At 57.1% G+C, this 25,088-nt stretch carries 25 protein-coding genes; 13 read left to right on the top strand and 12 right to left on the bottom strand.

From position 1 onward, the window contains the following. Position 1 precedes the first annotated feature (1 nt). From EDB94_RS14700 to EDB94_RS14685, 4 genes are read right to left on the bottom strand one after another with little or no spacing between them, the layout of a single operon-like run. Entirely contained in the window at positions 2 to 1,267 is a 1,266-nt protein-coding gene (locus tag EDB94_RS14700) for an NAD(P)/FAD-dependent oxidoreductase (protein WP_108018628.1), read from the bottom strand. Continuing rightward, on the bottom strand, positions 1,264 to 2,064 hold the full coding sequence (locus tag EDB94_RS14695; protein ID WP_014577143.1) for an SDR family oxidoreductase: 801 nt from the start codon (positions 2,062 to 2,064) through the stop codon (positions 1,264 to 1,266). The genes EDB94_RS14700 and EDB94_RS14695 overlap by 4 nt, the downstream gene beginning before the upstream one ends. After that, a complete protein-coding gene (locus EDB94_RS14690; protein WP_062784247.1) occupies positions 2,061 to 2,528 on the bottom strand; it encodes a nuclear transport factor 2 family protein in 468 nt (155 codons plus the stop codon). The genes EDB94_RS14695 and EDB94_RS14690 overlap by 4 nt, the downstream gene beginning before the upstream one ends. Beyond that, positions 2,525 to 3,481 (bottom strand): acyl-CoA desaturase, encoded by a 957-nt coding sequence (locus EDB94_RS14685; protein ID WP_108018627.1) that lies wholly within the window; start codon positions 3,479 to 3,481, stop codon positions 2,525 to 2,527. The genes EDB94_RS14690 and EDB94_RS14685 overlap by 4 nt, the downstream gene beginning before the upstream one ends. Positions 3,482 to 3,597: 116 nt before the next feature. On the opposite strand from EDB94_RS14685, the gene EDB94_RS14680 reads away from it, so the two are divergent. Beyond that, positions 3,598 to 4,626 carry an NAD(P)/FAD-dependent oxidoreductase gene (locus tag EDB94_RS14680; protein ID WP_108018626.1) on the top strand — a complete coding sequence of 343 codons (1,029 nt, stop codon included), beginning with the start codon at positions 3,598 to 3,600 and terminating at the stop codon, positions 4,624 to 4,626. Here the strand turns inward: EDB94_RS14680 and EDB94_RS14675 are convergent. After that, on the bottom strand, positions 4,616 to 6,100 hold the full coding sequence (locus tag EDB94_RS14675) for an HD domain-containing protein (protein ID WP_108018625.1): 1,485 nt from the start codon (positions 6,098 to 6,100) through the stop codon (positions 4,616 to 4,618). The two genes, EDB94_RS14680 and EDB94_RS14675, sit on opposite strands and share 11 nt — an antisense overlap. Before the next feature lie 114 nt (positions 6,101 to 6,214). On the opposite strand from EDB94_RS14675, the gene EDB94_RS14670 reads away from it, so the two are divergent. The 7 genes from EDB94_RS14670 to EDB94_RS14640 all read left to right on the top strand — a co-directional run bounded on the left by EDB94_RS14670 (position 6,215) and on the right by EDB94_RS14640 (position 11,743). After that, a complete protein-coding gene (locus tag EDB94_RS14670; RefSeq protein WP_062784255.1) occupies positions 6,215 to 7,423 on the top strand; it encodes a PP2C family protein-serine/threonine phosphatase in 1,209 nt (402 codons plus the stop codon). 14 nt (positions 7,424 to 7,437) lie between these two features. After that, positions 7,438 to 7,929, top strand: coding sequence for an STAS domain-containing protein (locus tag EDB94_RS14665; protein ID WP_008171643.1), 492 nt, complete (start codon positions 7,438 to 7,440; stop codon positions 7,927 to 7,929). 60 nt (positions 7,930 to 7,989) lie between these two features. Beyond that, positions 7,990 to 9,057 carry an NAD(P)H-dependent glycerol-3-phosphate dehydrogenase gene (locus EDB94_RS14660; protein WP_008171642.1) on the top strand — a complete coding sequence of 356 codons (1,068 nt, stop codon included), beginning with the start codon at positions 7,990 to 7,992 and terminating at the stop codon, positions 9,055 to 9,057. 42 nt (positions 9,058 to 9,099) lie between these two features. Further along, a complete protein-coding gene (locus tag EDB94_RS14655; protein ID WP_053115346.1) occupies positions 9,100 to 9,549 on the top strand; it encodes a histidine phosphatase family protein in 450 nt (149 codons plus the stop codon). Between the two features lie 45 nt (positions 9,550 to 9,594). After that, positions 9,595 to 10,491: a radical SAM protein gene (locus EDB94_RS14650; RefSeq protein WP_108018624.1), complete on the top strand. Its 897-nt coding sequence runs from the start codon at positions 9,595 to 9,597 to the stop codon at positions 10,489 to 10,491. Between the two features lie 24 nt (positions 10,492 to 10,515). After that, a complete protein-coding gene (locus tag EDB94_RS14645) occupies positions 10,516 to 11,082 on the top strand; it encodes a DUF1285 domain-containing protein (RefSeq protein ID WP_108018623.1) in 567 nt (188 codons plus the stop codon). 199 nt (positions 11,083 to 11,281) lie between these two features. Then, positions 11,282 to 11,743, top strand: a complete 462-nt coding sequence (locus tag EDB94_RS14640) for a peptidylprolyl isomerase (protein WP_008171631.1) — start codon at positions 11,282 to 11,284, stop codon at positions 11,741 to 11,743. Between the two features lie 97 nt (positions 11,744 to 11,840). On the opposite strand, the gene EDB94_RS14635 is transcribed toward EDB94_RS14640, so the two are convergent. Further along, positions 11,841 to 13,493, bottom strand: coding sequence for an electron transfer flavoprotein-ubiquinone oxidoreductase (locus EDB94_RS14635; RefSeq protein WP_104271341.1), 1,653 nt, complete (start codon positions 13,491 to 13,493; stop codon positions 11,841 to 11,843). Positions 13,494 to 13,911: 418 nt separating this feature from the next. Here EDB94_RS14635 and EDB94_RS14630 point away from each other — a divergent pair, with 418 nt between their 5' ends. From EDB94_RS14630 to EDB94_RS14620, 3 genes are all read left to right on the top strand, one after another. Next, positions 13,912 to 14,661: an electron transfer flavoprotein subunit beta/FixA family protein gene (locus EDB94_RS14630; protein WP_008171627.1), complete on the top strand. Its 750-nt coding sequence runs from the start codon at positions 13,912 to 13,914 to the stop codon at positions 14,659 to 14,661. Then, on the top strand, positions 14,662 to 15,603 hold the full coding sequence (locus EDB94_RS14625; protein ID WP_108018622.1) for an electron transfer flavoprotein subunit alpha/FixB family protein: 942 nt from the start codon (positions 14,662 to 14,664) through the stop codon (positions 15,601 to 15,603). Between the two features lie 110 nt (positions 15,604 to 15,713). Continuing rightward, positions 15,714 to 16,553 carry a putative RNA methyltransferase gene (locus tag EDB94_RS14620; RefSeq protein WP_108018621.1) on the top strand — a complete coding sequence of 280 codons (840 nt, stop codon included), beginning with the start codon at positions 15,714 to 15,716 and terminating at the stop codon, positions 16,551 to 16,553. Between the two features lie 9 nt (positions 16,554 to 16,562). Here the strand turns inward: EDB94_RS14620 and EDB94_RS14615 are convergent, their stop codons facing one another. Beyond that, on the bottom strand, positions 16,563 to 17,036 hold the full coding sequence (locus EDB94_RS14615; protein ID WP_014577130.1) for a hypothetical protein: 474 nt from the start codon (positions 17,034 to 17,036) through the stop codon (positions 16,563 to 16,565). Between the two features lie 28 nt (positions 17,037 to 17,064). Then, on the bottom strand, positions 17,065 to 17,394 hold the full coding sequence (locus tag EDB94_RS14610; protein ID WP_041645222.1) for a hypothetical protein: 330 nt from the start codon (positions 17,392 to 17,394) through the stop codon (positions 17,065 to 17,067). Positions 17,395 to 17,602: 208 nt separating this feature from the next. Here EDB94_RS14610 and EDB94_RS14605 point away from each other — a divergent pair, with 208 nt between their 5' ends. Then, positions 17,603 to 18,019, top strand: a complete 417-nt coding sequence (locus EDB94_RS14605; protein WP_014577128.1) for a hypothetical protein — start codon at positions 17,603 to 17,605, stop codon at positions 18,017 to 18,019. Between the two features lie 57 nt (positions 18,020 to 18,076). Then, complete coding sequence (locus tag EDB94_RS14600) at positions 18,077 to 19,318, top strand: trans-acting enoyl reductase family protein (RefSeq protein WP_014577127.1); 1,242 nt, start codon at positions 18,077 to 18,079, stop codon at positions 19,316 to 19,318. On the opposite strand, the gene cydC is transcribed toward EDB94_RS14600, so the two are convergent. From cydC to EDB94_RS14580, 4 genes are read right to left on the bottom strand one after another with little or no spacing between them, the layout of a single operon-like run. Then, positions 19,315 to 20,931 carry a thiol reductant ABC exporter subunit CydC gene (gene cydC / locus EDB94_RS14595; protein ID WP_108018620.1) on the bottom strand — a complete coding sequence of 539 codons (1,617 nt, stop codon included), beginning with the start codon at positions 20,929 to 20,931 and terminating at the stop codon, positions 19,315 to 19,317. The two genes, EDB94_RS14600 and cydC, sit on opposite strands and share 4 nt — an antisense overlap. Then, positions 20,924 to 22,636 (bottom strand): thiol reductant ABC exporter subunit CydD, encoded by a 1,713-nt coding sequence (gene cydD / locus EDB94_RS14590; RefSeq protein WP_108018619.1) that lies wholly within the window; start codon positions 22,634 to 22,636, stop codon positions 20,924 to 20,926. Before cydD ends, cydC begins: the two co-directional genes overlap by 8 nt. After that, positions 22,637 to 23,638, bottom strand: coding sequence for a cytochrome d ubiquinol oxidase subunit II (gene cydB / locus EDB94_RS14585; protein WP_014577124.1), 1,002 nt, complete (start codon positions 23,636 to 23,638; stop codon positions 22,637 to 22,639). 2 nt (positions 23,639 to 23,640) lie between these two features. Then, positions 23,641 to 25,083: a cytochrome ubiquinol oxidase subunit I gene (locus EDB94_RS14580; RefSeq protein WP_108018618.1), complete on the bottom strand. Its 1,443-nt coding sequence runs from the start codon at positions 25,081 to 25,083 to the stop codon at positions 23,641 to 23,643. Positions 25,084 to 25,088: the final 5 nt, after the last annotated feature.

Here is a 25,088-nt window from a genome sequence, read left to right as displayed (position 1 = left end):
GTCAAAGCTCCACCCCGAACGCTTCGGTGACCCGCAACGCGCTGCGAACGCCATCTTCATGGAATCCGTTGAACCAGTATGCACCACAGAAATGGGTTCGATTGTGGTTACCGATTTCGTCGTAGCGTTCCTGGGCTGCCACCGCGTCCAGTGTGAATACCGGATGGGCGTATTCGAAGCGCTTGATCACCTTTTCGGGGTCGATATCTCGGCTGCGATTGAGGGTCACACAGAAGGTTTCCGGGGCATCATGGAAGTTCTGCAGTATGTTCATGTTGTAGGTGACAGAAACCGGTTCAGTACTGTGGGTCGGAATAAAGTAGTTCCAGGCAGCCCATGCCCGGCGATTGTCCGGCAACACGCTGCTGTCTGTATGGAGCACGACATCGTTGTTCTGATAGGCCATGGCACCGAGTATGTCCCGTTCCTTGTCGGTCGCGTCAGCGAGCATGGCAAGGGCCTGGTCGCTGTGGCAGCCAAAAATCACCTGGTCAAAGTGGTGTTCCTCGCCACTAACGGTAACGGTCACGCCGTCTTCGTGGCGGACAACCCTGTCGACAGGGCTGTTCAGGTGCATGCCATCACCCAGCCGTTCCATCATTTTCTTCACGTATTGGGCAGACCCTCCGGAAATCACCCGCCAGGTTGGGCGGTCATCCACAGACAGCATGCCGTGATTGTTGAAAAACTGCAGGAAGAACCGGATTGGAAACTGTTCCAGCACGATTTCCGGTGCTGACCAGATCGCCGCGCCCATCGGAACAATGTAGTAGTTCCTGAAATAGCGGGAGTACCCGTTCCGGTTCAGGTATTCCCCCAGTGTTTCTTCATTGTTGATATTGCCGGCTTCAAGGTCTGCACGGGTTTCCTTGTTAAAGCGCAGAATCTCCCTCACCATCTTCAGGAACGGCAGGTTGAACAGATTCTTTCGCTGGGCAAACAGGGTATTCAGGCTGGTGCCGTTGTACTGCAGGCCGGTGCTGCTGCAGTCCACGCTGAAGCTCATGTCGCTGACTTCCGACGGAACTCCCAGACGCTCCATCAGTTTGATGAAATTCGGGTAGGTCCAGTCGTTGAAAACGATGAAGCCAGTATTCACCGGCCAGGTCCGGCCACCGGCTTCGACCTGTTCGGTGTTGGTGTGACCGCCGGCATAGTCGCCCGCTTCAAAAACCTGAACATCGTGTTTCTCGGCCAAAAGCCAGGCAGCCGTGAGGCCGGAAACGCCGGCCCCAATGACAGCAATCCGCTGACGCTCACTACTCATCCATTATTTTCCTGTTCGGTGTTGCTTTTACGGGCCATAGAGGCCGACATACGGTCGATCAAGGGCCGGGGAAGGGCGCCCAGCGCTTTCAACATCCAGGTGAAGCGCTTGGGGAATGCAATCTCGTTCTTGCCACGCGCTAGACCACTGACAATACGTTCCGCCGCATCCTCTGCAGAAACCAGGAAGGGCATTGGGAAATCGTTCCGATCGGTCAATGGTGTCTTGACGAATCCGGGGGAAACCACCACTACGTCGATCCCTTCGGCGTCAAGGTCTGCCCGGAGTGCATGGGCAAAATAGGTCAGCGCCGCCTTGGAAGCGCCGTAGCCTTCAGCCCGGCCGAAAGGGAACCACCAGGCTGAAGAGCTGACGATCACGAGGGTCGCCGGCTGGCCTTTAGCCCGGCTGCGCCTGAGGGCAGGCAGAGCAATATCGAGACATCGCGCCGTGCCAATCACATTGGTGTGAATGTTCTTCTCGATAACGTCACTGTTGTAGTGCGCTATCTCCAGATATTCACAGGTGCCGGCGTTCAGTATAACCATGTTCAGATCGCCGTGATTTTCCAGTGTGCCCGCGATGGCCTGGAGGTCTTCTTTGCTGGTGGTGTCTGCCGCCGCCGGTATAATCCGGTCTGGCGCTGCAGAAGCCAGTTCTTCGAGAGCACCCTGTCGGCGACCGGTAATCACGAGCCGGTGACCACCGCGTGCCAGGGCACGGGTAACGGATTCGCCAATGCCCGAACTGGCGCCGGTAATCCAGATGTTCGAGGTTTCCTGAAGTCGATCACTCATCCTGCCTGATCCTTGATCCAGCGAATGGCCCTGCCAATCACCGGCAGGTTTTCGTAGAGCATTTCCCCGGCGTCAAAGTAATCACGGTGGTAGCACACCATTCCGTCCCGGATTTCGAGGTGGCTGATGCCCTGCACCTGGACTTCACGCCCCTTGCGAAGGCGCTTGTGACGAAGGTGCATAACCCAGGGCAAGGCGGCAAACTCACCGTGAACCACGGCTTCACCGAATTCAAAGCGACAGGAGATGACATTCGCATAGGCCCCGGCGAAATAGTGGGTCAGCTCATCCAGGCCCGATACGGTGCTCAGTGGGTCCTGGAACCGGATATCCTCGCTGTAGACCCGGGAGAGCTTGTTCAGATTACCCTTGTCGAGTTCGTTGAACAGCGCTCTGAAATTATCGAGCGTTGCCGGCACCGCCGAATTACGCGTACCTACTTCGATCTTTGAGGCGGTTGTCATTGCCTGCTCCTCCTCATTTTATCCAGTTCGCGTGTTTCGTCCTGAATGTGCTTGGGTATCGGGTTGAGCTCCCAGATGATGCCAAGCTTCGACATCAACCATAGCCCATACCAGGTGATGTCAATTTCATACCACCGGAACCCCTGGCGAACAGATTGCGGCCAGCGGTGGTGATTGTTGTGCCATCCTTCGCCCAGGGTAAGCAGGGCGAGCCAGAAGTTGTTCCGGCTGTCATCCGAGGTTTCAAATCGGCGCTTGCCCCAGACATGAGACAGAGAGTTGATGGATACCGTGGCGTGAAACAGCACGACGGTTGAAATGAAGAATCCCCAGACAAGCATCTGCAGACCGTTGGTCCCCAACCCTGGAGCCCACGCGGCCAAAGCCTCGCCCAGCGCGTAGATACCAACGGCGGCGAGAGCCGGTACCAGAGCGTCAAACCGGTTAATCAGCCTGAGTTCCGGGAATTTCAGCCAGTCCCGAATCCGGCGTTCGTCGGTCGCAAAGCCGGCGTCACAGGTGAACCACCCCATGTGGGACCACCAGAATCCGCCCTGATGGGGCGAGTGCAGGTCCTGAACATCATCGGAGTGCTGATGATGGTGGCGGTGGTGGGCAGCCCACCAGAGCGGGCCGCGTTGGGCCGCACTGGCGCCGAGCACCGCGAATACAAACTGGGCAGGCCGGCTGGTCTTGAACGTCTTGTGGGCAAAATAACGATGGTAGAATCCGGTAATCGCAAACATCCGCACGAGGAAGAAAGCAATCGCGAATCCGATGGCGAATGCGCTTACGCCGGTGTAAAACGCCAGAAGGCAGGCCAGATGGAGCGCAATGAACGGAATAACGCGTAAAAAATTGAATGATCGGGACGTGGTGTCTATGTGATCCGAACCTGCTTCGGAATCGAACCACCTCAGAATGTTTGTAAGCCAATGTTGCATTCGGGTCATACCCTGATTGCCCTTTCTCTTTAATGGAATCTTGATCGCACACTCAGTCTTGATGCCGCTGGTGCTTCATGGAGAGTAGTACGATCTCACTACTGTAATTGGATGCACGATAAACCATGTTTAATCAAACCTTTGATTCGTCACTTATACGCCGTATCGCCATTGTCGGTTCAGGCCTCTCCGGGCTGACCGCCGCTATCCAGCTGCGCGGTCTCGGCCATGACGTTACGGTCTTCGAAAAAAGCCGGGGACCGGGTGGCAGGCTCGCTGCGAAGCGGGTAACCGGCGGGTCAGCAGATATGGGCGCGCAATACTTCACCTCCCGGAACCCGGATTTCCTGCCGTTTCTCCATAAATTTGCCGGCCCTGAAAGCTTCGGACCGTGGGAAGGACGGTTTGGTTTCCAGACGAATGCTGATAAATGGGAGTCCTTCCCTCAGGAGACCCGTTACGTCGGTATTCCCCGCATGACAGCGATTACCCGGGCCCTGTCCGGACACGCTCACGTTGTTACCGAGACACGCGTTGCCAGATTGGCCCGAAACGACCAGTCCTGGTCTCTCTTTTCCACCGCCGGCTCGCACCTCGGCGATTTTGATGCAGTTATCGTTACCGCGCCTCCGGCACAGGCTCGGGATTTGCTGGCGGACAGCGGCCTCGACGCTCTGGCCTCCCACCTGGACGATCCGGTGAGCCGGGTTCTGCCATGCTGGGCCGTTGCCGCCCACTTCCCGATATCGCCCTGGCCGCATCACGAAGGCATGCGCTGCAAGCACCCGGCGCTGTTCTGGGTGGCCAACAACTCCAGCAAGCCCGGTCGAAACGACGAGGGCCAGTGGTGGGTTTTGCACGCCAGCCCGGCCTGGACCGAAGACCATGTGGATACACCAGCCGAGGAGGTGGCCGAAAAACTGTTGGCTGCGTTTCGTGAAACGACCGGCTTCGATACCGGTCCGGACGAAGTGGTTACCCATCGCTGGCTCTACGCGCGCTCTGAAGGCGGAGAATACCCTGGCCATCTTTGGTTCCCGGATTACAAGATCGGGCTCGCAGGCGACTGGCTCAGTGGCGGCCGGGTAGAGGGCGCGTTCGACAGTGCCTGCGGACTGGTTGCCGAACTGACGACCGCTCCCACTACTCAGTGAGAGAGTCCTGGTTACCGGTGGTCACATCGGGCCTGGTATAGAAGTGCGTGATGGTGCCGTCACTGAACTTGCTGAAGAAGGCGCTGACGTCGGTGATCTTCTTCAGCGACCGGGTGCGGTGGATAGGTTCGCGCACGAGCACCTTGATGCCGTTGAAGTTGTCCTGAATGTTCGAGAAGCGCGCCCGCATCGAACAGGTCACTACCTGGGCAGGGCTGAGAGAAAGCTCTTCGGCCAACCATGCGCTATGACGTTCGATCCCCCTGGCTGAGAGGTCTTCCCGGGTATCCAGGTGGTTCAGTTTCACCCGGTTTACAATGCAGAACGAGAAACTCTTCGGGTGCTTGCGGGCCACTTTCCGAAACGCCTCCCAGAAGAAGTTGTCGGTCAGTTCTGCAAAGTAGGCCATGTCGCTCAGGCAGGTATCCACCCATTCAAAGTTCTCCGGGTCATCGAGCACTTCGTTGATCGCTTCCCGAAGCAGCCAGTCAAAGCCCAGCGCGGTCTTGTGCGCGTAAACCTTGCGGTACATCTGGTGGCGACTGTAGACAAAGTCCTCGAGCGCCCCCAGCCCTTTCTGGGTTATGGCCAGCCCCAGCCAGGGTTCGGACACATCCCATCCAAAACGCAGGTTGCTCAAAAGGTGGTCCAGATTGAAACCGCCGATGGTTACCGAAGAGTGGAAGCCGTCCCGCAGCATGTAATCGGCCCGGTCAGCGTCGATTTCGCCGGATACAATCGATGACAGCAGATCCATCACCAGCCCGGGTATGTTTTCGCTGAGCGGTGATCCCGCCGCGGCATCCTCTCCCGCAATAAAGGCCCAGAATGTGCGGGCATGACGACAGAACGTCTCGCTGGGTTTTACGTCCGTCGTTTCCATAATGCCGATAACGTCCCGGGCGAAAAGCCCGGCACTTTCGAGATCCACCGCCATGAGCACATCGTGGGCGACACGCACCGAATAATGCTCGTGTTCCAGCTCGTCGGGTTCTTCCGGGTGGTAGGCGGAATAATCCACGCCGCGCCACAGATCCCGGAAGCGGCCGGGACGGGACATCAGTTCCCGAATGCGCCGGGCCTGGGTGAACTGATGGGAAAAACTTGAATGCCCGCTGTCATGCAGAAGACAGCCCAACCGGATGGTTTTGGCCAGATAGTCGATGGCGTCGAGCTGGCTCAGGCTAAGGTCGGTTTGCTCGCTGAGCTGGCGCTCCCTGAGGTAGGCGTCGATCATCGAGCGGAACATGCGCGTGCCCACATGCATCACACCAATACTGTGCAGAAAGCGGGAATGGGTTGCACCGGGAAAGACCAGGCTCAGGATGTCGTTCTGGCAAATGTTTCGCAGTCGCTGGAACAGCGGGTGATCAATCACCTGGATCTCGTGCCGGTAAAGCGGAATGCCTCCGTGAACCGGATCCATGATCAGCTTGTCATAGGCTCCGAGTAGATCGTTTACGGCACGTCGCATCAGATGGAATCCTCCGAGTTCATGAACTTGGCCTTGTTATATCACAGGGGCGTGCCAGAATAGGCTTAATCAAGCCAATTTATCGTTTATCGCTGGTAGTTTAGGGCAGTCGCCATGACCTCGCGCACCGAGCGCATACTTATAATAGACGCCGATGAAAAGGCCCGTACGGATCTCGCCCGTTACCTTGAAGCGAGGGGGTTCTACGTAACCGGCTACCGGGATCTCGCCAGCGCCAAGGCGCTTTTTGACGATAACATTCCCGATGTCATCTTTGCAGACCTGCCTCCGGAGTCCATCCGGGATCTCGCCAATCGCCTTGAAGAAGCCGAAACATTCACGCCGATCGTAGCCTGTTCGTCCAGCGAGTCCAGCGCCGATGTGGTCAGCGCCCTCAGGGCCGGGGCGGCGGACTTTGTCCTCAAACCCTGCAACGACGACAAGGGCGCACTGGACGATGTTATCGGGAAATTGTTCGACCGGGTCCGGGTCAACAGGCTGAATCAGCTTTACCGGCAGGAGCTTGAAGAGGCTAATCGTGACCTGCGGGACGGCATCGCCGAGCTGCGGGCAGACCAGCGCGCTGGCCGAAAGGTCCAGTTACGGATGCTTCCGGAGCATGAACAGGTGATGAGTGGTCTGCACGTGGACCACATGATCAAGCCATCGCTTTACCTGAGCGGTGATTTTCTGGATTACTTCCGTATTTCCGACGACAAGGTTCTGGTGTACATCGCCGATGTCTCCGGCCATGGCGCCAGTTCCGCGTTTGTAACCGTATTGCTGAAGAACCTGACCAACCGCTTGCAGCGAAACCTTCGCCGGGGCTCCAGTGAAGATATCCTGTACCCGGACCGATTCCTGGAACGCATCAATTCCGAGTTGCTGGATACCGGCCTCGGTAAACACGTAACCGTATTCGTTGGCATTATTTCCCTGAGCGAACGTAAGTTGAATTATGCAGTCGGCGCCCATTTCCCGATGCCCATCCTGTCCTTTGAGGGTGGGGAGGCTGCGTTTCTCGAGGGAAGCGGGCTTCCGGTAGGGCTGTTTGAGACGCCGGAATGGGAAGTGTATGAGGTTCCCCTGAACAAGCCGTTTCATCTGACCCTGTTTTCGGATGGAATTCTGGAAGTTATCCGGGAAAAGGGACTGGATGAAAAGGAGCGGACACTACTTGAACTCGTATCGGGAGGTCGTCACACTATCGCCTCTCTGAACGAGGCTCTGCATCTGGAACAGATCACAGAGCTGCCGGACGATATCGCTATCGTATCGGTAACTGATACCATGAACGGATCAGATAACACCCCGTCGAATTAGTGGCAGTGTGAAACATGGCTGGTTACAAGATCCTGCAAGCTGAAAAACAGGGCATCTATGTCCTGAAGTTTATTGGGGAAATCCGGCTGAACCTGTGTTCGACGCTGGACAATCTGGTTGAGTCCATCACCCAGGACCCGGAGTTCAAGACCGTGGTGATCGACCTGACCGAGACCGAGATTATCGACAGCACCACACTCGGACTGCTTGCCAAGATCGCGATGGCGGCCCAGAAACAGAGCAACTTCCTGCCCACACTTATTTCGACCAATCCCGATATTACCCGCATTATCACTTCCATGGGTTTCGACAAGATCTTTATTATTGTGCGAGAACCCGCGTCCCGAATTGAAGAGCTTGAAGAGATTCCCGTACTCAGGGCCAGCGAACAACAGGTTCGAGACAAGGTTCTTGATGCCCATAAAGTGCTGATGGGCCTGAACAGCCGAAACAGGGAAGAATTCAAGAATCTGGTGCGCGCTCTGGAATGTGAAGAGCCCGGTTAACTGCGCCGCCCTGGTGCGACATTGCCGGTATCACACCTGATCTGACAGAACGGAAGAACTATGTCTGAACAATCGACGCCCCGGAACACTGAGGCAGCCGCGCCAGTACATGATGTGGCGGTTCTGGGCGGTGGCAGTTTTGGTACTGCCATGGCCAAGGTGCTGGGTGAAAACGGTCACCGTGTTCATTTCTGGATGCGTGGCAAAGCCCAGGCCGAAGAGATCCGCAGCACCCGAATCAATAGCCGCTACATGCCAGGCATTGAGCTGACCGGTGACATTCAGCCCACCACAGACCTGGCGGATGCTGTCAGCAAGGCAGAGATCGTCTTTGTTGCCATTCCGAGCAAAGCCTTTCGGGCCGTTATCCGCGAGAACAGCGACAAATTCCGCGACGAGCAAATTGTCATCAGCCTCACCAAGGGGATTGAAGAGCACGGCTTCAAACTGATGAGCGAGATTCTGCAGGAAGAGATCCCTCGTTGTCGTACTGGCGTGCTCAGTGGCCCCAACCTGGCTGGTGAAATCGTAAACCGGGATCTGACCGCCACTGTTATTGCCGCCAAGGATCCGGATGTACGCCGCTCGGTTCAGGACCTCCTTGGGTGCGAGTATTTTCGCGTTTACGCGAACGTGGATGTGTATGGCGTGGAACTCGCCGGGGCACTGAAGAACATCTATGCGATTGTTGCGGGTCTTGCCTCCGCCCTGGAAATGGGTGAGAACGCCAAGGCCATGCTGATTACCCGCGGTCTTGCAGAGATGAGCCGGTTTGCCGTCAGCCTTGGCGCCAACCCAATGACATTCATGGGGCTGGCGGGTGTCGGTGATCTGATCGTGACCTGCACCTCATCCAAGAGCCGGAACTTTCGAGTGGGTTATGCCGTTGGCCAGGGCCAGAAACTGGACGATGCCGTGGCGGAGCTCGGGCAGGTGGCCGAGGGCATCTATACCCTGAAGCTCGTCAAGCAGAAAGCCGAGGCCATCGGGATCTATATGCCACTGGTTCGTGGGCTTTACGAGATCCTCTATGACAACGCTTCAATCAAGGCGGTCATCAATAGCCTCATGATGTCGGTCCAGAATTCCGACGTAGAATTTATACTGCCGCGGACCATCAGCCAGTAACAGGCCCGCTGAACCGGGACCAGGCCGGAAAGGAGAGAGCCCTTGCAACTGCTCATCATGCGCCATGGGGAAGCTGGCTGGCATACGCTGGATCAGGAACGTGAACTGACAGAGGCCGGCCGGCTTGGCGTGGCTGAGGTTGCCGCTCGCATCGCGGAGTCGCCCTGGCGCCCGAAGCTGGTCTGGAGCAGCCCCTATGTGCGTGCCAGGCAAACGGCGGCGATCGTCTCCGAAATTCTCAATTGTCCCGTTGAAGAAAAGATGTTTATCACTCCGGACGACGACCCGGCAGCCTGCCTTGATGCATTGATTGAGCATCACGAATCACCCCTGTTGATCGTTTCCCACATGCCCCTGGTGGGAGGGCTTGCCACGCTTCTGGTTGACGCACACCGCCGGGGCATTCCGTTCATGACCTCCCAGGCCGTCATGCTGGATATGCCAGTAGTCGGCCCCGGTTGCGCTGACTTGAAAGCCCAGTTTCTGCCCTGATATCGCCAGTAAGTAATTTTTGAATTCTCAAATCCGAGCCCGACTATGTACAGCTTTCCAATCGACTACGTGGAGCCGGTCTTCCGGCCTCCCAGTGAAGCCAAGTCACTGATCCTGCCGGTCACCAACGGCTGCTCCTGGAACAAGTGCACGTTTTGCGAGATGTATACGCAGCCGCAAAAGAAATTCCGGGCCCGCAAGCCTGAAGATGTGCTCCAGGACATCCGTAATGCGGCTCGCAGCCTGGGTGGCGTGCGCCGGGTTTTTCTTGCAGACGGTGATGCCATGGTATTGCCGACCCGTCGCCTGTTGGAAATACTGGGTCAGCTCAGGGAGGCTTTTCCGGATCTTCAGCGGGTTTCCAGCTACTGTCTGCCCCGCAACCTCGCGAAAAAGAGCGTGGAAGAACTGGCTCAACTGAAGGATGCAGGTCTGGAAATTCTCTATGTCGGTATGGAATCCGGCGATGATGAAATCCTGCGCCGGGTCAACAAGGGCGAAACCTGGGAATCCACCCGCTCGGCACTGATGAAAATCCGTGAAGCCGGTCTTACGAGCTCTGTCATGGTGCTGAACGGGCTGGGCGGAGAAAACCTTTCGCGCCAGCACGCGATCAATACCGCAACGCTCTGCAACGAAACACAGCCGGATTATCTTTCCACCCTCGTGGTCAGTTTCCCACAGGGAGAAGAACGTTTCCGCGAGGGCTTCGGAGACGATTTCGTGCCGCTGTCTCAAAAGGGGCTCTTTGAAGAGATACGCCTGTTCCTGGAGCATCTTGAGCTGGATAAGACCATCTTCCGCAGTGATCACGCTTCAAATTACCTCGTGCTGAAAGGCACGCTGGGCCGTGACAAGCAGAAAATGCTGGACCAGGTAAACCTCGCCATTACTAACCCCGGTGCAGCACCGTTGCGCGCGGAGTGGATGCGCGGGTTGTAATTCAGATAGTCGGGAGCCACCGTTATGAGCATGAATCCGGATAATCTTGCAAAGCAGGTGGAGGAAACCGTGAAGAAGGCCGGGAATCCACCCATTGATCAGTGGGACCCCGAGCTTTCCGGGGATATGGATCTTCGCATCAGCCGCGATGGTCAGTGGATCTTCAAAGGCGAGCCGCTGGCTCGAGAAGCGATTGTACGTCTGTTTTCCACCATTCTCCGCCGGGAAAGCGACGGCGAATACTACCTGGTGACGCCCGTTGAAAAGTGGCGCATCCAAGTAGAGGACGCGCCGTTGCTCGCCCATTCCCTGACCGTGACTAAAGAGAGCGACCGGCAGGTCATTTCCCTGACCACCAATGTCGGCGAAACCCTCGAGATCGGCCAGGACCATCCACTGGAAGTGACCACCTATCCGGGCTCCGATGAGCCAAGACCCGTGGTAAAGGTTCGCCATGGGGTCGAAGCGCGACTGGTAACCGCAGCCTATTACGACCTGGCGGAGCATGTTGTGGAACGGAATGAAGACGGACACCCGGTTCTTGGGGTATTCAGCCACGGAATTTTCTACAAAATCGGGCAGGGTGGTTGAAAACCCGTACCGCGGCCCCAGAATTACGGTAGAAAACGCATTAGCTCAGTTGTTAAACTGTGTTTTCATACTTGTTATGAGCCTGGCTCTCTAACGAGGCCCGGTGGTCGTTAGTCCCTCTGTTCAGTCTGGCTGTTCACGATCACTTTCGATTGCCTAAATCAATTAAACAGTCATTGCGGACACGCAAGGAGATCACATGGCCCAACCTCGTGTTGTCACCATCCATTACACGCTCACCAACGATCAGGGAGAGCAGCTTGATTCCTCCCGTGTAGAAGGTCGTGAGCCTCTGTCCTACCTGGAAGGTGCACAGAACATTATCGGTGGACTGGAAAGTGCACTGAACGAAAAGAACGCAGGCGATCAGGTTAAGGTTTCTGTAGAACCTGCTGAAGGCTACGGCGAAGTTAACGAAGAGCTGATTCAGCCGGTTCCGCGTTCTGCGTTTGAAGGCGTTGATACCATCGAGCCGGGCATGCAGTTCCAGGCGCAGACCCCGGGCGGCCCCCAAGTCGTTCGTGTGGTAGAAGTTGGCGACGAAACCGTCACCATCGACGCCAACCATCCGCTCGCTGGCCAGACTCTGCACTTCGACGTAGAAGTAGTAGAAGCTCGCGACGCGACTGACGAAGAGCAAGAGCACGGCCACGCTCACTAAGCTTTTCTGAAGCGCAACGAAAAACGGCTCCCACGGGAGCCGTTTTTTATGCCAAAAAAACGGCCCGCGAGGGGCCGTTTTCTACCGGAATCCGGACTTACATGTTCGGATAATTCGGGCCACCGCCCCCTTCCGGAGTTACCCAGTTAATGTTCTGTGCAGGATCCTTGATGTCGCAGGTCTTGCAGTGAACACAGTTCTGGGCGTTGATCTGGAAGCGCTTTCCGCTGCCATCGTCTTTCTCGACAACTTCATAAACACCAGCAGGGCAGTAGCGCTGCGCAGGCTCATCGTATTTAGGCAGGTTGTCGCGGATCGGAAGGTCCGGATCGGTCAGTTTAAGGTGAACCGGCTGATCTTCCTCGTGGTTGGTGTTTGAAATGAACACCGAGGACAGACGATCGAAGGTCAGGGTGTTATCCGGCTTGGGATAGGTCACCTTCTTGCACTCGGCTGCCGGCTTCATGGTGGCATAATCCGGAGTGGTATCGTGGAAGGTAATCGGCAGGCTGCCGCGCAGGATGTTCTGCTCAAAGTAGGCGATGGCGCCACCGACTATATTGCCGAACTTGTGCATCGCCGGGCCGAAGTTACGCTCTGCGTATAGCTCCTTGAACAGCCAGCTGTCTTCAAATTTCTTCTGGAAGCTGCTGATCTCTTCGCCGCTCTTGCCGTCCTTCAGCGCTTCGAAAACTGCCTCGGCGCCCAACATGCCGGACTTCATGGCGGTGTGGGAGCCCTTGATCTTGGAACCGTTCAGCGTGCCCGCGTCACAGCCCAGCAAGAGACCACCCGGGAAGCTCATCTTGGGCAGAGCGTTGTAGCCACCCTTGGTAATTGCACGGGCGCCGTAGGAAACGCGCTTGCCGCCTTCCAGGTGTTTCTTGATCTCCGGATGCAGCTTCAGCCGCTGAAATTCCTCAAACGGGCTCAGATGCGGGTTGCTGTAGGACAGATCGGTGATCAGGCCCACATATACCTGGCCATTCTCGAGGTGATACAGGAAAGAACCACCGGTGGAGCCGGTTTCTTTCAGGGGCCAGCCGGTGGTATGAACTACGAGGCCCGGCTCGTGTTTGGCCGGATCAATATCCCACAGTTCCTTGATACCGATACCGTAGTGCTGCGGGTCTTTGCCTTCATCAAGCTTGAACTCGTTGATCAGGCGCTTGCCCAGGTGACCGCGGCAGCCCTCGGTGAACAGGGTGTACTTCGCGCGCAGTTCCATGCCCGGCATGTAGCCGTCTTTTTCGGAACCGTCGCGGGCCACGCCCATATCGCCGGTAATGATGCCTTTTACCTGACCGTCTTCAATGATGGTTTCGGACGCGGCAAAGCCGGGATACACCTCAACGCCAAGCTGTTCGGCCTGTTCGGCGAGCCAGCGGCACAGGTTACCCAGGCTGATAATGTAGTTGCCATGGTTGTGCATGTTCTTGGGCACAAACGCATTCGGGATCTTGGTGGCGCTGTCCTGGTTCTTCAGCAGGAAAATGTCGTCCCGGGTAACGGGCGTGTTGAGCGGGGCGCCTTTCTCTTTCCAGTCCGGGAAGAGTTCGTTGAGGGCAGTGGGCTCGAATACGGTACCGGCCAGAATGTGGGCGCCGATCTCAGAACCTTTCTCTACAACGCATACGGTGAGTTCCTCGCCAGCTTCCTGTGCCAGTTGCATGACACGGCACGCTGCCGACAGGCCCGCCGGGCCGCCGCCGACGATCAGAACATCAAATTCCATCGATTCGCGTTCCACGTTGGTCTCCTCAAACATCTTTAATGGATATTATGTGCCCGCAGGCCAATTATTCTGGGCCGCCATCATACCGGTAAAAGTGCCTATAGACGACTGCCCCAAGCCGTTTGTCCCGACTTGCATAACCAAAAGGATACCGTATTTGAAGAATCAAACAAACGTTTGTTTGAAATTCGCCCTGTCCTTTGGCATTGTAAGAGCACACTGAAACATCGTGTGTTTTGAGTCGAAATCTAGTATCGTCTCATTGCCGTCCCCGGTCAATACCGGGGAATTGGCTGAAAGTTCAGTCCTGGCGCGTCGTTTGAGGCTATTGATTCTGCCGTGTGTTGCCTCCATCATTAGTGCGCATTGAATTTCGGCAGGCTCTGCGCGAGGACTGCAAGTCATAAACCCATCGTAGAAGAACGAGGAATCTATGAAGGTTCTGGTCGCTGTAAAACGAGTAATCGACTACAACGTAAAGGTGCGCGTCAAGCCGGACAACACCGGTGTTGACCTCGCCAACGTCAAGATGGCAATGAACCCGTTCTGCGAAATCGCGGTAGAAGAAGCCGTTCGCCTGAAAGAGAAGGGTGTTGCCAGTGAAATCGTGGTGGTATCCATTGGCCCGAAAGCCTCCCAGGAGCAGATCCGTACTGCGCTGGCGCTGGGTGCTGACCGTGGTATCCACGTCGAAACGGACGAGGAGGTTCAGTCTCTCGAAGCGGCCAAGCTGCTCAAGGCTGTTGTTGAGAAAGAAGAGCCGAAGCTGGTCATTCTTGGCAAGCAGTCCATCGATTCCGATAACAACCAGACTGGCCAGATGCTGGCCGCGCTGACCGGCATGGGTCAGGGTACTTTCGCTTCCGAAGTGGTTGTTGAGGGCGACAAGGTTAACGTAACCCGCGAGGTAGACGGTGGTCTGATGACCGTTGCTCTGAACCTGCCTGCGGTTGTCACTACCGACCTGCGTCTGAACGAGCCGCGCTACGCTTCTCTGCCGAACATCATGAAGGCGAAGAAGAAGCCGCTGGACAACATGAGCCCGGCCGATCTGGGTGTCGACATCGCTCCGCGCCTTTCCACCCTGAAGGTTGAAGCGCCTGCTTCCCGTCAGGCGGGTGTGAAAGTGGCCGACGTTGCCGAGCTGGTCGATAAACTGAAGAACGAAGCGAAGGTGATCTAAATGAGCATCCTTGTAATTGCTGAACATGACAACAGCAGCCTGAAACAGGCTACCCTGAATGTTGTAGCGGCTGCCAAGGCCATCGGCGGAGACATCGACGTACTGGTTGCCGGTGAGAACTGTGGTGCCGTTGCTGAAGCAGCTGCCAAGGCCGAAGGCGTTAACAAGGTACTGGTTGCCGATAACGCCGCTTATGGTCACTTCCTGGGCGAAAACCTGGGTGAGCTGGTTGCCGAAGTAGGCAAGGGCTACAGCCACATCCTGGCCGCCGCTGGAACCGTGGGCAAAGACTTCATGCCGCGTGTTGCCGCACTGTTGGATGTTGCGCAGGTTTCCGACATCATGCGTGTGGAGTCCGAAGACACCTTCGTTCGCCCGATCTACGCCGGTAACGCCATTGCCACTGTAAAATCCAGTGACAGCATCAAAGTCGTTACTGTTCGTCCGACCGCGTTCGACCCGGTTGCTGCTGAAGGTGGCTCCGCTTCTGTCGAGCAATTGGACGTCGTGAAAGACGCTGGACTGTCCCAGTTCGTCAGCGAAGAGCTGGCCAAGTCCGACCGCCCTGATCTGGCAAGCGCCGGTATCGTGGTTTCTGGTGGTCGCGGTATGCAAAACGGCGACAACTTCAAGATGCTTGAGCAGGTAGCCGATCTGATGGGTGCCGCGGTTGGCGCATCCCGTGCTGCTGTCGATGCCGGTTTCGTACCGAACGACATGCAGGTTGGCCAGACCGGTAAGATTGTTGCTCCGCAGCTGTACATCGCTGTGGGTATTTCCGGTGCCATCCAGCACCTGGCCGGTATGTCCGATTCCAAGGTGATCGTTGCGATCAACAAGGATGAAGAAGCGCCGATTTTCCAGGTTGCCGATTATGGTCTGGTAGCGGATCTGTTCGAAGCCGTTCCCCAGCTTGAAGAAGAGCTGAAGAAAGTTCTGTAACTTTCTGCCTGGCTTGAGAAAAGGCACCTTCGGGTGCCTTTTTCTTTTGGGTGAAGCCAGAATACCTGCCATGATATCTGACCCCGACGGTTGAACCGGATACACGAACCATGACCACAATGCCGTTTGATGCCTTAGCCTGCCCACTGGACGGCTGCGCACTGGTGCCCAGCGAAAAAACCTGGCGTTGCGAGAACGGACACAGCTTTGATGTTGCCCGGCAGGGCTACGTTCATCTGTTACCCGTTCAAAAGAAACGTTCCCTGGACCCGGGTGATAGCAAGGAAATGGTTGCGGCCAGACAACGGTTTCTGAATGCAGGGTTCTACACAAACATCGCCGAGGCCGTGAGCGATCAGGTATTGCAGTGGCTCCCGAGCGAGGGCACCGGATCAATTCTGGACGCAGGCTCCGGCGAAGGTTATTACCTTCGACACCTCGCGAGCTTGGCTGGCCCCAGAGATATCTCCATGATCGGCGTTGACATCTCCAAGTGGGCCGTTCTGGCCGCGGCCAAACAGGACAAACAGACCCGGTGGGTGGTTGGCAGCAATGCCAACCTGCCAATACTGCCGGAATCCCTGGATCTCGTGCTTTGCCTGTTCGGTTTTCCGGTTTTCAGTGAATTCGCTCGGGTGCTGAAGCCCGGCGGGAAGGTTATACAGGTGGATGCCGGCTCAGACCACCTTCGGGAACTGCGTGAAATCATTTACCCCGAACTGAAACCACCCGCAGACACTGAGATGGCTGATCCCGAGGGCTTCCGGACCCTGGATTCGACCGTGCTAAGGTTCCCGCTGAGTCTTCCAAACCAGGAAAGCATTGCCGATCTCCTGGCCATGACGCCGCATCTTTATCGGGCCAACTCGGAGGGTCTTGAGAAGGCTGCTTCGCTCGAATCACTGGTGGTGACAGTCGACGTGGTTCTGAAATGCTTGGAAAGGCGTTAACCCCGAATTTCATTGACCGTCGTCGGAACCCTGAGCCTTGCCGCTCTTGCGGGAGGCGAGCCGCTTTTCTGCTTTCCCGATGATCAGGGTATCGGCGAGGATGTGCAGGGCCTTGTTGGTCGTGCGCACGGTCTTGTAGATCTGTTGACTCTTCTGGTCATGGGTGGCCCGCGCTTTGCGGGCAGTCTGCCGGAACTCCTCATCCTTCGAGAACAGATCAATCAGCCCGAAAGTCGTGTTCGAGATTGCCTTGTGCAGCTTTTCTACGGCGCTCGCGCCACCCGAAACCGAGTCCTCCAGCAACCGCGCCCGGTTCCGGACCTCGAGAAGATCCATTCTGCTTTTCTGGATGGCACTGTGCGCCGACACACGATGGGAATTGAGAATCCGTGCTTCACGGCGACAGAGCAGCAGCTGCCAGTAGGCGATGCAGAATCCGCAAAAGGCCAGTAGCAGCAACAATACGATTGCGGCCAGGTTCATGATGGGGCCCTCCAGTCACACATTGCGATCATCGATACTCAATCTGCATATCCACGTCGATTTCGCGCTCTGTCATCTCTTCCTCAAGTTCTTTCATCACTTCTTGGTACACCATTTTGCGAACCATCACGGGGAGTTTGTCGGCAAGCACTCGGGCAGAGCGTGACTCCCGCTTGGCCAGGGCAATCGGATCCAGTACCCGAAGCGTAATAACCAGCTCCGGTTCCTGCTCGGAATCTGCGATATCGTCGTTTTCCATCATTCGGGCGATCACTTTGCGCTGTTCAAGAACCTGCCAGCAGACAAAGCCGCTGAACAGGACAAGCAGGATGCTCAAGACTGTTAAAAAGGTGATCAATTCGAACCTCCGGAAATCGTTTTCTTGCTCTGCCTGCCAGTGTGCCCCAAGCAGTATGACAAACGATTGGCCGTGAAGACGGATTTACCGGTGTTGCCGGGAAAGTAGAACGAGCGCTCAAAACTGTTAACATTGGTTGCAGTTGTTCAATGAGCTACGCAGAATCAACGGGTTAAGGCCGACTATTCATACCAACAGAGGATTGTTCATGGTTTGGTTCAAGGCGTTTGCAAGTGGTTTTCTCGCAACCCTGGTGTTTCATCAGGGTCTGTTCGCACTGTTCTGGCTCGGGGGCATCGTGCCCGCAGCGCCCTTCAACCTGTCACCAGTGCCGCCGCTGGGTGTGCCCCAGGTTGTGTCATTGGCGTTCTTTGGTGGCCTTTGGGGCATGTTGTTGTGGCTGATCCTTGGGCGCCTGGCAGGGGTGAAGTTCTGGCTGGGGCATGTCATTGTAGGGGCTGTAGGTCCCACAGCAGTCGCCATGCTGGTGGTATTCCCCCTGAAAGGGCTTGATGTCTCGGCCCAGACCTGGGTGGGCGGCTTGCTCCTCAACGGTTTCTGGGGCCTGGGTGTTGCCGTATTCATGCGTTTGATGGGCGAGAAAGCGGTTGCCGGGCTCCGCTGAAATACCATTGATTCGTTATCATTTTCTGTTGTTATCACTGTTTACTAAGGAAGAGCAATGACCAAATCCGCAGAAACAGCCCATGATCTGGTGGTGTTCGGTGCCACCAGCTTCGTCGGCCAGATTCTTACCCGTTACTTGCTCGAGACCTACGGTGTAGGCCAATCGGTAAAATGGGCGATTGCCGGACGCTCCGAGAGCAAGCTGAATACGCTGAAGAGTAGCCTAGGCGACAAAGCCAGGGATCTGCCGGTGATTCTTGCCGATGCCGCCGACGACGCAGCACTCAAGTCCATGTGTGAGCAGACCCGCGTGATTATATCCACGGTCGGCCCTTATGCGCTTTACGGCGAGCCGCTGGTCAAGGCTTGCGTACAGACTGGCACGGACTACTGCGATCTCACCGGCGAAGTTCAATGGATTCGCAAGATGGTGGAGCGTTACGAGGCGGAGGCGAAAACCTCCGGAGCGCGCATTGTTCACTGTTGCGGTTTCGATTCGATTCCCTCTGATATGGGCGTCTGGTTCCTGCAGAATCAGGCGGAGCAGACGTTCGGAATGCCGTGCCAGGATGTCCGCATGCGGGTCAAGACCGCCAAGGGCGAGTTCTCCGGCGGTACGGTTGCCTCCATGATGAATGTGGCGAAGGAAGCGGCGGCGGATCCGAAGCTGCGCAAGGAGCTGGCCAACCCGTTTTCCATCTGTCCGCCGGAACATCGCTCCAAGACCCGGCAGCCCAGCCTCAAGGGCGCCGAGTTTGATAAGACGTTCAACGCCTGGCTTGCTCCCTTCGTGATGGGCGCCATCAATACACGGGTGGTGCATCGCTCCAATGCCATGCAGAACGCGCGGTACGGCAAGGAATTCACCTACGATGAAGCCATGATGACCGGTCGTGGCACCAAGGGCCGGCTGGCTGCGTATGCGATCACCGGCGGCCTGGCGGCGTTCTTTACCGCCTCGGCCATCAAACCGACTCGCTGGCTGGTGGAGAAGTTCGTCCCCCAGCCGGGCGAAGGCCCAAGCCCCGAAGCCCAGAAAGCCGGTTTTTATGATCTGCGCTTTGTTGGTCGCACCGAGGATGGCAAGACCATCATCACCAAAGTGACCGGCGATCAGGATCCGGGCTACGGTTCCACCGGCAAGATGTTGGGCGAAGCGGGCATGTGCCTGGCGTTCGATATTCCGGCGGATCAGCCGGGTGGGTTCTGGACACCGTCTTCTCTGCTGGATGGCAAGCTGATGGACAGGCTTACCAGCAAAGCGGGACTAACCTTTGAGGTTCTCGAAACCCGCTAACCGCTCAGGTAGATCACACGGTCGGTGCCCGGAAGGGCATCCGACCCGTGTGCGAGACTGACCACGGTTTTCCCTTCCAGAAGCGATTCCATCCGTTTTGCTATCCTCGACCGGGTCTCGGCATCCAGGCCAGTGAACGGCTCATCCAGTATGACCAGGGGAGCTGGATTCAGTAACACCCGCGCCAGTGCCACTCTTCTTGCCTCGCCGCCTGAGAGCCTGCTCCCGGCGCTGCCCAGCCAGGTATCGAGTTGATCCGGCTCGGTAGCGAAGCGCTCAGCCAGTTCCATCTGCTCCAGCATGCTCCAGAGTTCTGTCTCCGAAGCCTCCGGAGAGCCCAGTAACAGGTTGGCCCGCAACGTGTCTTCAAACAGCACGGTTTTCTGGGTCAGGTAAACGCAATCCCTCCGCGCCAGGCTTCCCTGAGCAACCGGCAAAAGGCCTGCGAGCACATCGGCGAGTGAAGACTTTCCACTGCCGGAGTGGCCCAGAATACCGATGCGCTTGCCATCCTCAATCTCAAGATTGAAGCGCGTGAAAAGCGGCGCGTAACCGGCGTGCTTAACCGCAATATTGTCTGCAAGAAGGGCGGTTTCCGGCGGTAATCCTTGCTTTTCGTTCACAGCCTGCCGTTCCTCTTTGCGGCAATCGCGGTTCAGACGCGCCGCGGAAGCGATGGTGGCTCCGAGCTTGCCAAAGGCATCAGGCAGCATGGCATAGACCTCAGCCAGTCCGAGCAGAGCAATGGGCAGTAAAACCAGCACAGGCCCGGATAGCGTGCCCGCCTGGAACAGGGCAAAGCCCGCCCAGAGCGCAAGGACCGCAGAGAGATTTACCAGCAGATGGGTTCCCGCCAGGTGCCAGCCCACACGGGTGTCGGTTTTGGCCTGTTCTGAGGTTACCTGATGGGCCTGGCGCATAAGCCAGGCAGCATGTTTGCCAGTGCGACCGGCAGCAGTAAGTTCCGAGAAACCTTCAATATGTTCGATGACCGCCGTTCGCAATTCTTCCTGCCGGTCGCTTTGCCGGGCCGCGAGTTGCCAGGTCCTGAGGTAAACACCAACTGTTGCGACCGCCAGAGCAATCACAAGCAGCAGTCCCACTAGTACAGCGGTTCCAACATCAAACAGAATGGCTGCCAGCACCAACACCAGGACGGTTACCAGGCCAGCAAGAGCCGTAGGTGCGATCAAGCGAAGGTACAGGGTATCAAGGGCATCGACATCGCTGGTCAGGCGCGAGAGCCACTGGGCGCCACTCAGCTCTCCACGGCGGACGCGCGTGGCGCGGGACAGCCGAGAGAACAGGTTCACGCGGATGTCTGTAAGCAGTCTCAGAACCGTATCGTGGTTATACACCCGTTCCAGATACCGGAACACTGTTCGGGAAACAGCGAAAAACCGGATAGCGCCACCGGGCACGTAAAGGTTGATAGTGGCCGCCACCCCGGCAGCCAGGAGCAATCCCACCAGCGCCGTTTTGGTAAGGAACCAGCCAGACACAGCCAACAGCGCAATGCCGGAGAGCAGGGTGGCGAGAATCAGAAAACCACCTACCACCAGGCGTCCGGGCCGCTTTAAGATCAGCTCCAGCCACGGTTTCAGCTCACGCATCCCGAACCTCCCCGCCGGAGACCAGCAGAACCCGGTTTGCCAGGGTGAGCAAGGCCTGGTGATGGGTGGAGAAGATCAGGGTTTTGCCGGCTACCGCCAATTTGTGCAGAGCCTCCAGCACAAACACCTCGCTGTCGCTGTCGAGGCCCGCGGTGGGTTCATCCAGCAGAATCAGGTCATAATCCGCCAGGAAAATACGTGCCAGGCTCAGCCGCCGTGCCTGTCCGCCGGAGAGCCCCTGACCCTCCTCGGATACCGGGCTGTAGATACGCTGTTGGCGGCTATCCAGCAGGGAACCAAGGCCGACGTTGCGCAGGGCGGTTTCAATGGCAATATCGGAGGCATCTGGTGTAGTCAGCCTGAGGTTATCGGCCCAGGTACCCTGAACCAGGAAGCCTTTCTGCCCCAGCCAGCCGAACCGGAAACTTCCCGCTGATTCGCCAAACAGGTGGAGTTCGCCGGTATCCGGTGCCATAAACCCGGCCAACAGATGCAGCAGGGTAGACTTGCCGCCGCCCGAGGGGCCGGTGAGGGCAATTACTTCGCCTTTCTGAATGGTCAGCGAGAGATCCTGAATCACGGGCTGATCCGACCGAAAGCGTTTGCTGACGGACCGCAACTCGATGCGATCATCCGAGCCCACCACCGGTTTGCTATCCGTGGACGTTTCGAAGTGCATTGGCGAACCTAGCCGTTCAAGAATTTCTGTGCCCGCGCCCATCGCCGCTGCGCGATCGTGATAATGCTGTGACAGCGTCCGTAAGGGCTGGAAGAACTCCGGGGCCAGCAACAGAATCAGAAGCCCGGAAAACAGCGTGAGATCTTCGGACGGGCCATAGGTGATGTAGCCCAGCAAACCAAAACCGATGTAAATGGCGATAACGGCAATGGCCACTGAGGCAAAGAACTCCAGGACCGCGGACGAGAGAAACGCAATCCGCAGCGTTTTCATGGTAACGCGCCGATAGTGATCGGATCGTTTGCGAATGAGTTCTGCAGCACCCGTCGTCTGGCCAAACAACTGGAGGGTGGTTAGCCCGCGCACCTTGTCCAGAAACTGTCCGGAGAGCCGGCTGATGGTCTCGAAGTGCTGCTGGTTTAGTTTTTCCGCGCCCATGCCCACCAGCGCCATGAACAGCGGAATCAGCGGTGCAGACAACAGCAGGAAAATACCGGCCAGCCAGTCCAGCCAGAAGACGAGAACGAGGATCAGCAGGGGCACGATCATCGACAGCGTCATTTGCGGCAGAAAACGGGCGAAATAACCGTGCAGTGCTTCCACGTGGTCAATCCATTCCCGGGCAAGGGTGCCTGCGGAGGATTGGCCCAGCTCTACCGGGCCGGTGGCTTGCCAGTGTTTGTGGAGCTGACGCCTGGCATCCCGCCGTACCTGTTCGCTGCAACGGGCAGCAAAACGCGTCTGAAAGCCCTGGCCAAGTGCCCGAACCACCAGTGCGAGAATGAGCCCAAGGAAGAGGGGAGTGAGGTCCGCGATAGGGACCTCGTCAATCACGCCCAGATGAATTATCCGGGCCAACAAAACCATCTGGATGATGGTCGCTATGCCGGCCACTGTGCCCGCTGCAACAGCACTGCGGATCCAGAGGCGATTGCCGAGGGCAAGCTGCGCGAGCCAGCCTTTTACGGCTTTCTGGTCAATGGCGGGGGAACCTCCCCCGCCATCATTGGCCAGTGGCTCCGCCACTCAGTGGTATCCCTCTCCGGCGCGCACCTTGCCGCGGAAGACCCAGTAGGTCCAGGCGGTGTACACCAGCACGATCGGGATCACGAACAGAAGGCCCAACAGCAGGAACAGCTGGGACTCGTAGGCGGAAGCGGCTTCCCAGAGCGTGTATTCCGGTGGAACCACATAAGGCCAGCGGCTGACTACCAGACCCAGATAGGTGGTGATGAACAGCCCCATGGTAGCCACAAACGGCATGCCGTCCCGGCGATCACGTACTGAACGGTAGATCTGGATAGCACAAAGCAGGGTCAGGACTGGCAGAACCCAGATGATACTCAGGTTAGAGAACCAGCGCTCACGGACCATTTCGTCCACGAACGGCGTCCAGACTCCAATGATGCCAAAGACAACCAGCACCGCCAGCAGCAACGGAAGGGTGATCTTGTAGGCCCACTGCTGCAGGTAACCCTCGGTTTTCATGATCAGCCAGGTGGAACCCAGCAGGGAGTAGCCGGCCAGCATTCCGAGGCCCGTGAGAACGGTGAATGGCGTGAGCCAGTCCAGCGCGCCGCCCACATAGACGCCGTTGGCGGTTTCGAAACCCTGGATATAGGCGCCGACGACAGCGCCCTGTGCGAAGGACGCAACGGTTGAACCGCCCGCGAAAGCCCAGTTCCACAGATAGCGGGAGGTGCGGGCTTTGAACCGGAACTCAAACGCCACGCCCCGGAAGATCAGCCCGGCCAGCAGCAGGAATACACCGATGTACAGTGCCGGCAGGAAGATGGAATACACCATCGGGAATGCGGCAAGGAGCCCGGCACCACCCAGCACCAGCCAGGTTTCGTTACCGTCCCACACCGGCGCCACGGAGTTCATCATGGTGTCCCGGGCTTCCTCGTTCGGGGCGAAGGGGAAGAGAATCCCGACGCCCAGATCGAAGCCGTCCATCAGCACATACATGATGATGCCGAAGCCAATAATGAATGCCCAGATAAGAGGCAGATCAAACAGTTCCATAATCAGTGACCTCCCTGGTTTACGGGCTTGGCAGTACCAACAGTATCGCCGGAGTCGTGATCGATTTCGAAAGGCACGTGTGCGGCGGAGAACGGACGCTTCGGCCGTTCGGCCTCGTGCTCGTCTTCATCGTGGTCTTCGAGACCGACATAAAGCACGCGCATCAGGTAATACACGCCGGCAGAGAACACCAGAGCGTACACAACGATATAGCCGATGAGTGTGAACAATGCCATGCCGCCCGTCAGTGAGGGAGTCAATGCCTGTGCCTGGGTCATCTGGCCGTACACCAGCCAGGGCGCCCGGCCTGTTTCGGTCACGAACCAGCCTGTCAGCACCGCAAAGAAGGGGGCAATGCTCATAAAGCGCATACCCTGCAGGAACCAGCTGGTGCGCCAGTACCTTCCTCCGGCCCTCAAAACCAGGCCGGTGACTGCGAAGGCGATCATCAGCAAGCCAATACCCACCATGATCCGGAAGGACCAGAACACGATCGCGACGGGCGGCTGCTCTTCAACAGCCACTTCGTTCAGGCCCGGAACCTCGCCGTCCCATTCGTGGGTGAGAATGAAACTGGCCAGGCTGGGAATGCCAATCTCAAACAGGTTGCGCTGGTTTTCCTGATCGGGAATGGCAAACAACAACAGAGGCACATTGCGGGAAGTTTCCCAATTGCCTTCCATCGCTGACACCTTGGCCGGCTGATGCTCCAGAGTGTTCAGGCCGTGGAAATCCCCCAGGACTGCCTGGGCGGGCGCAATGAACAGCAACAGCCAAAGGCACATAGACAGTGCTTTCTTGTTGGCCTCAACCTCGCGACCGCGCAACAGGTACCAGGCGCTCACGCCGGCCACAACAAAGCCACCGGTAAGGAAAGAAGCCAATGCCATGTGGGCGAAGCGATAGGGGAATGAGGGATTGAAGATCGCCTCGCTCCAGGAGGTGACGTAGAACACGCCGTCGCGAAGTTCGGTGCCGGCCGGAGTCTGCATCCAGCTGTTCGCCGAAAGAATCCAGAACGACGAAATGAAGGTGCCGGTGGCAACCATGATAGCGGCAAACAGGTGAACACCAGCAGGCACCTTGTCGCGACCAAACAGGAGCACGCCGAGGAACGCCGCCTCAAGGAAGAACGCTGTGACCACCTCATAGCTCAGGATTGGGCCAAGGAAATTGGCAGAGGCCTGGGCGAAGTTACTCCAGTTGGTACCAAACTGGAACGACATCACGATGCCTGATACCACCCCCATGCCGAACACCACGGCAAACACCTTGGTCCAGAAGGCAGAGAGCTTCACCCATAGCGGATTTTCGGTTTTGAAGGCCAGGCCCTCGAGTACCGCGATATAGGAAGCGAGGCCGATGGTAAACACCGGAAAAATGGCGTGAAATGACACCACGAACGCGAACTGGATTCGCGATAGGATGAGAGGATCAAGTTCCATGGGAA

Origin of the sequence: Marinobacter sp. 3-2 (assembly GCF_003751355.1) — a bacterium.
GTDB lineage: Bacteria > Pseudomonadota > Gammaproteobacteria > Pseudomonadales > Oleiphilaceae > Marinobacter > Marinobacter adhaerens.
This window is presented reverse-complemented; position numbering and strand designations above follow the sequence as displayed.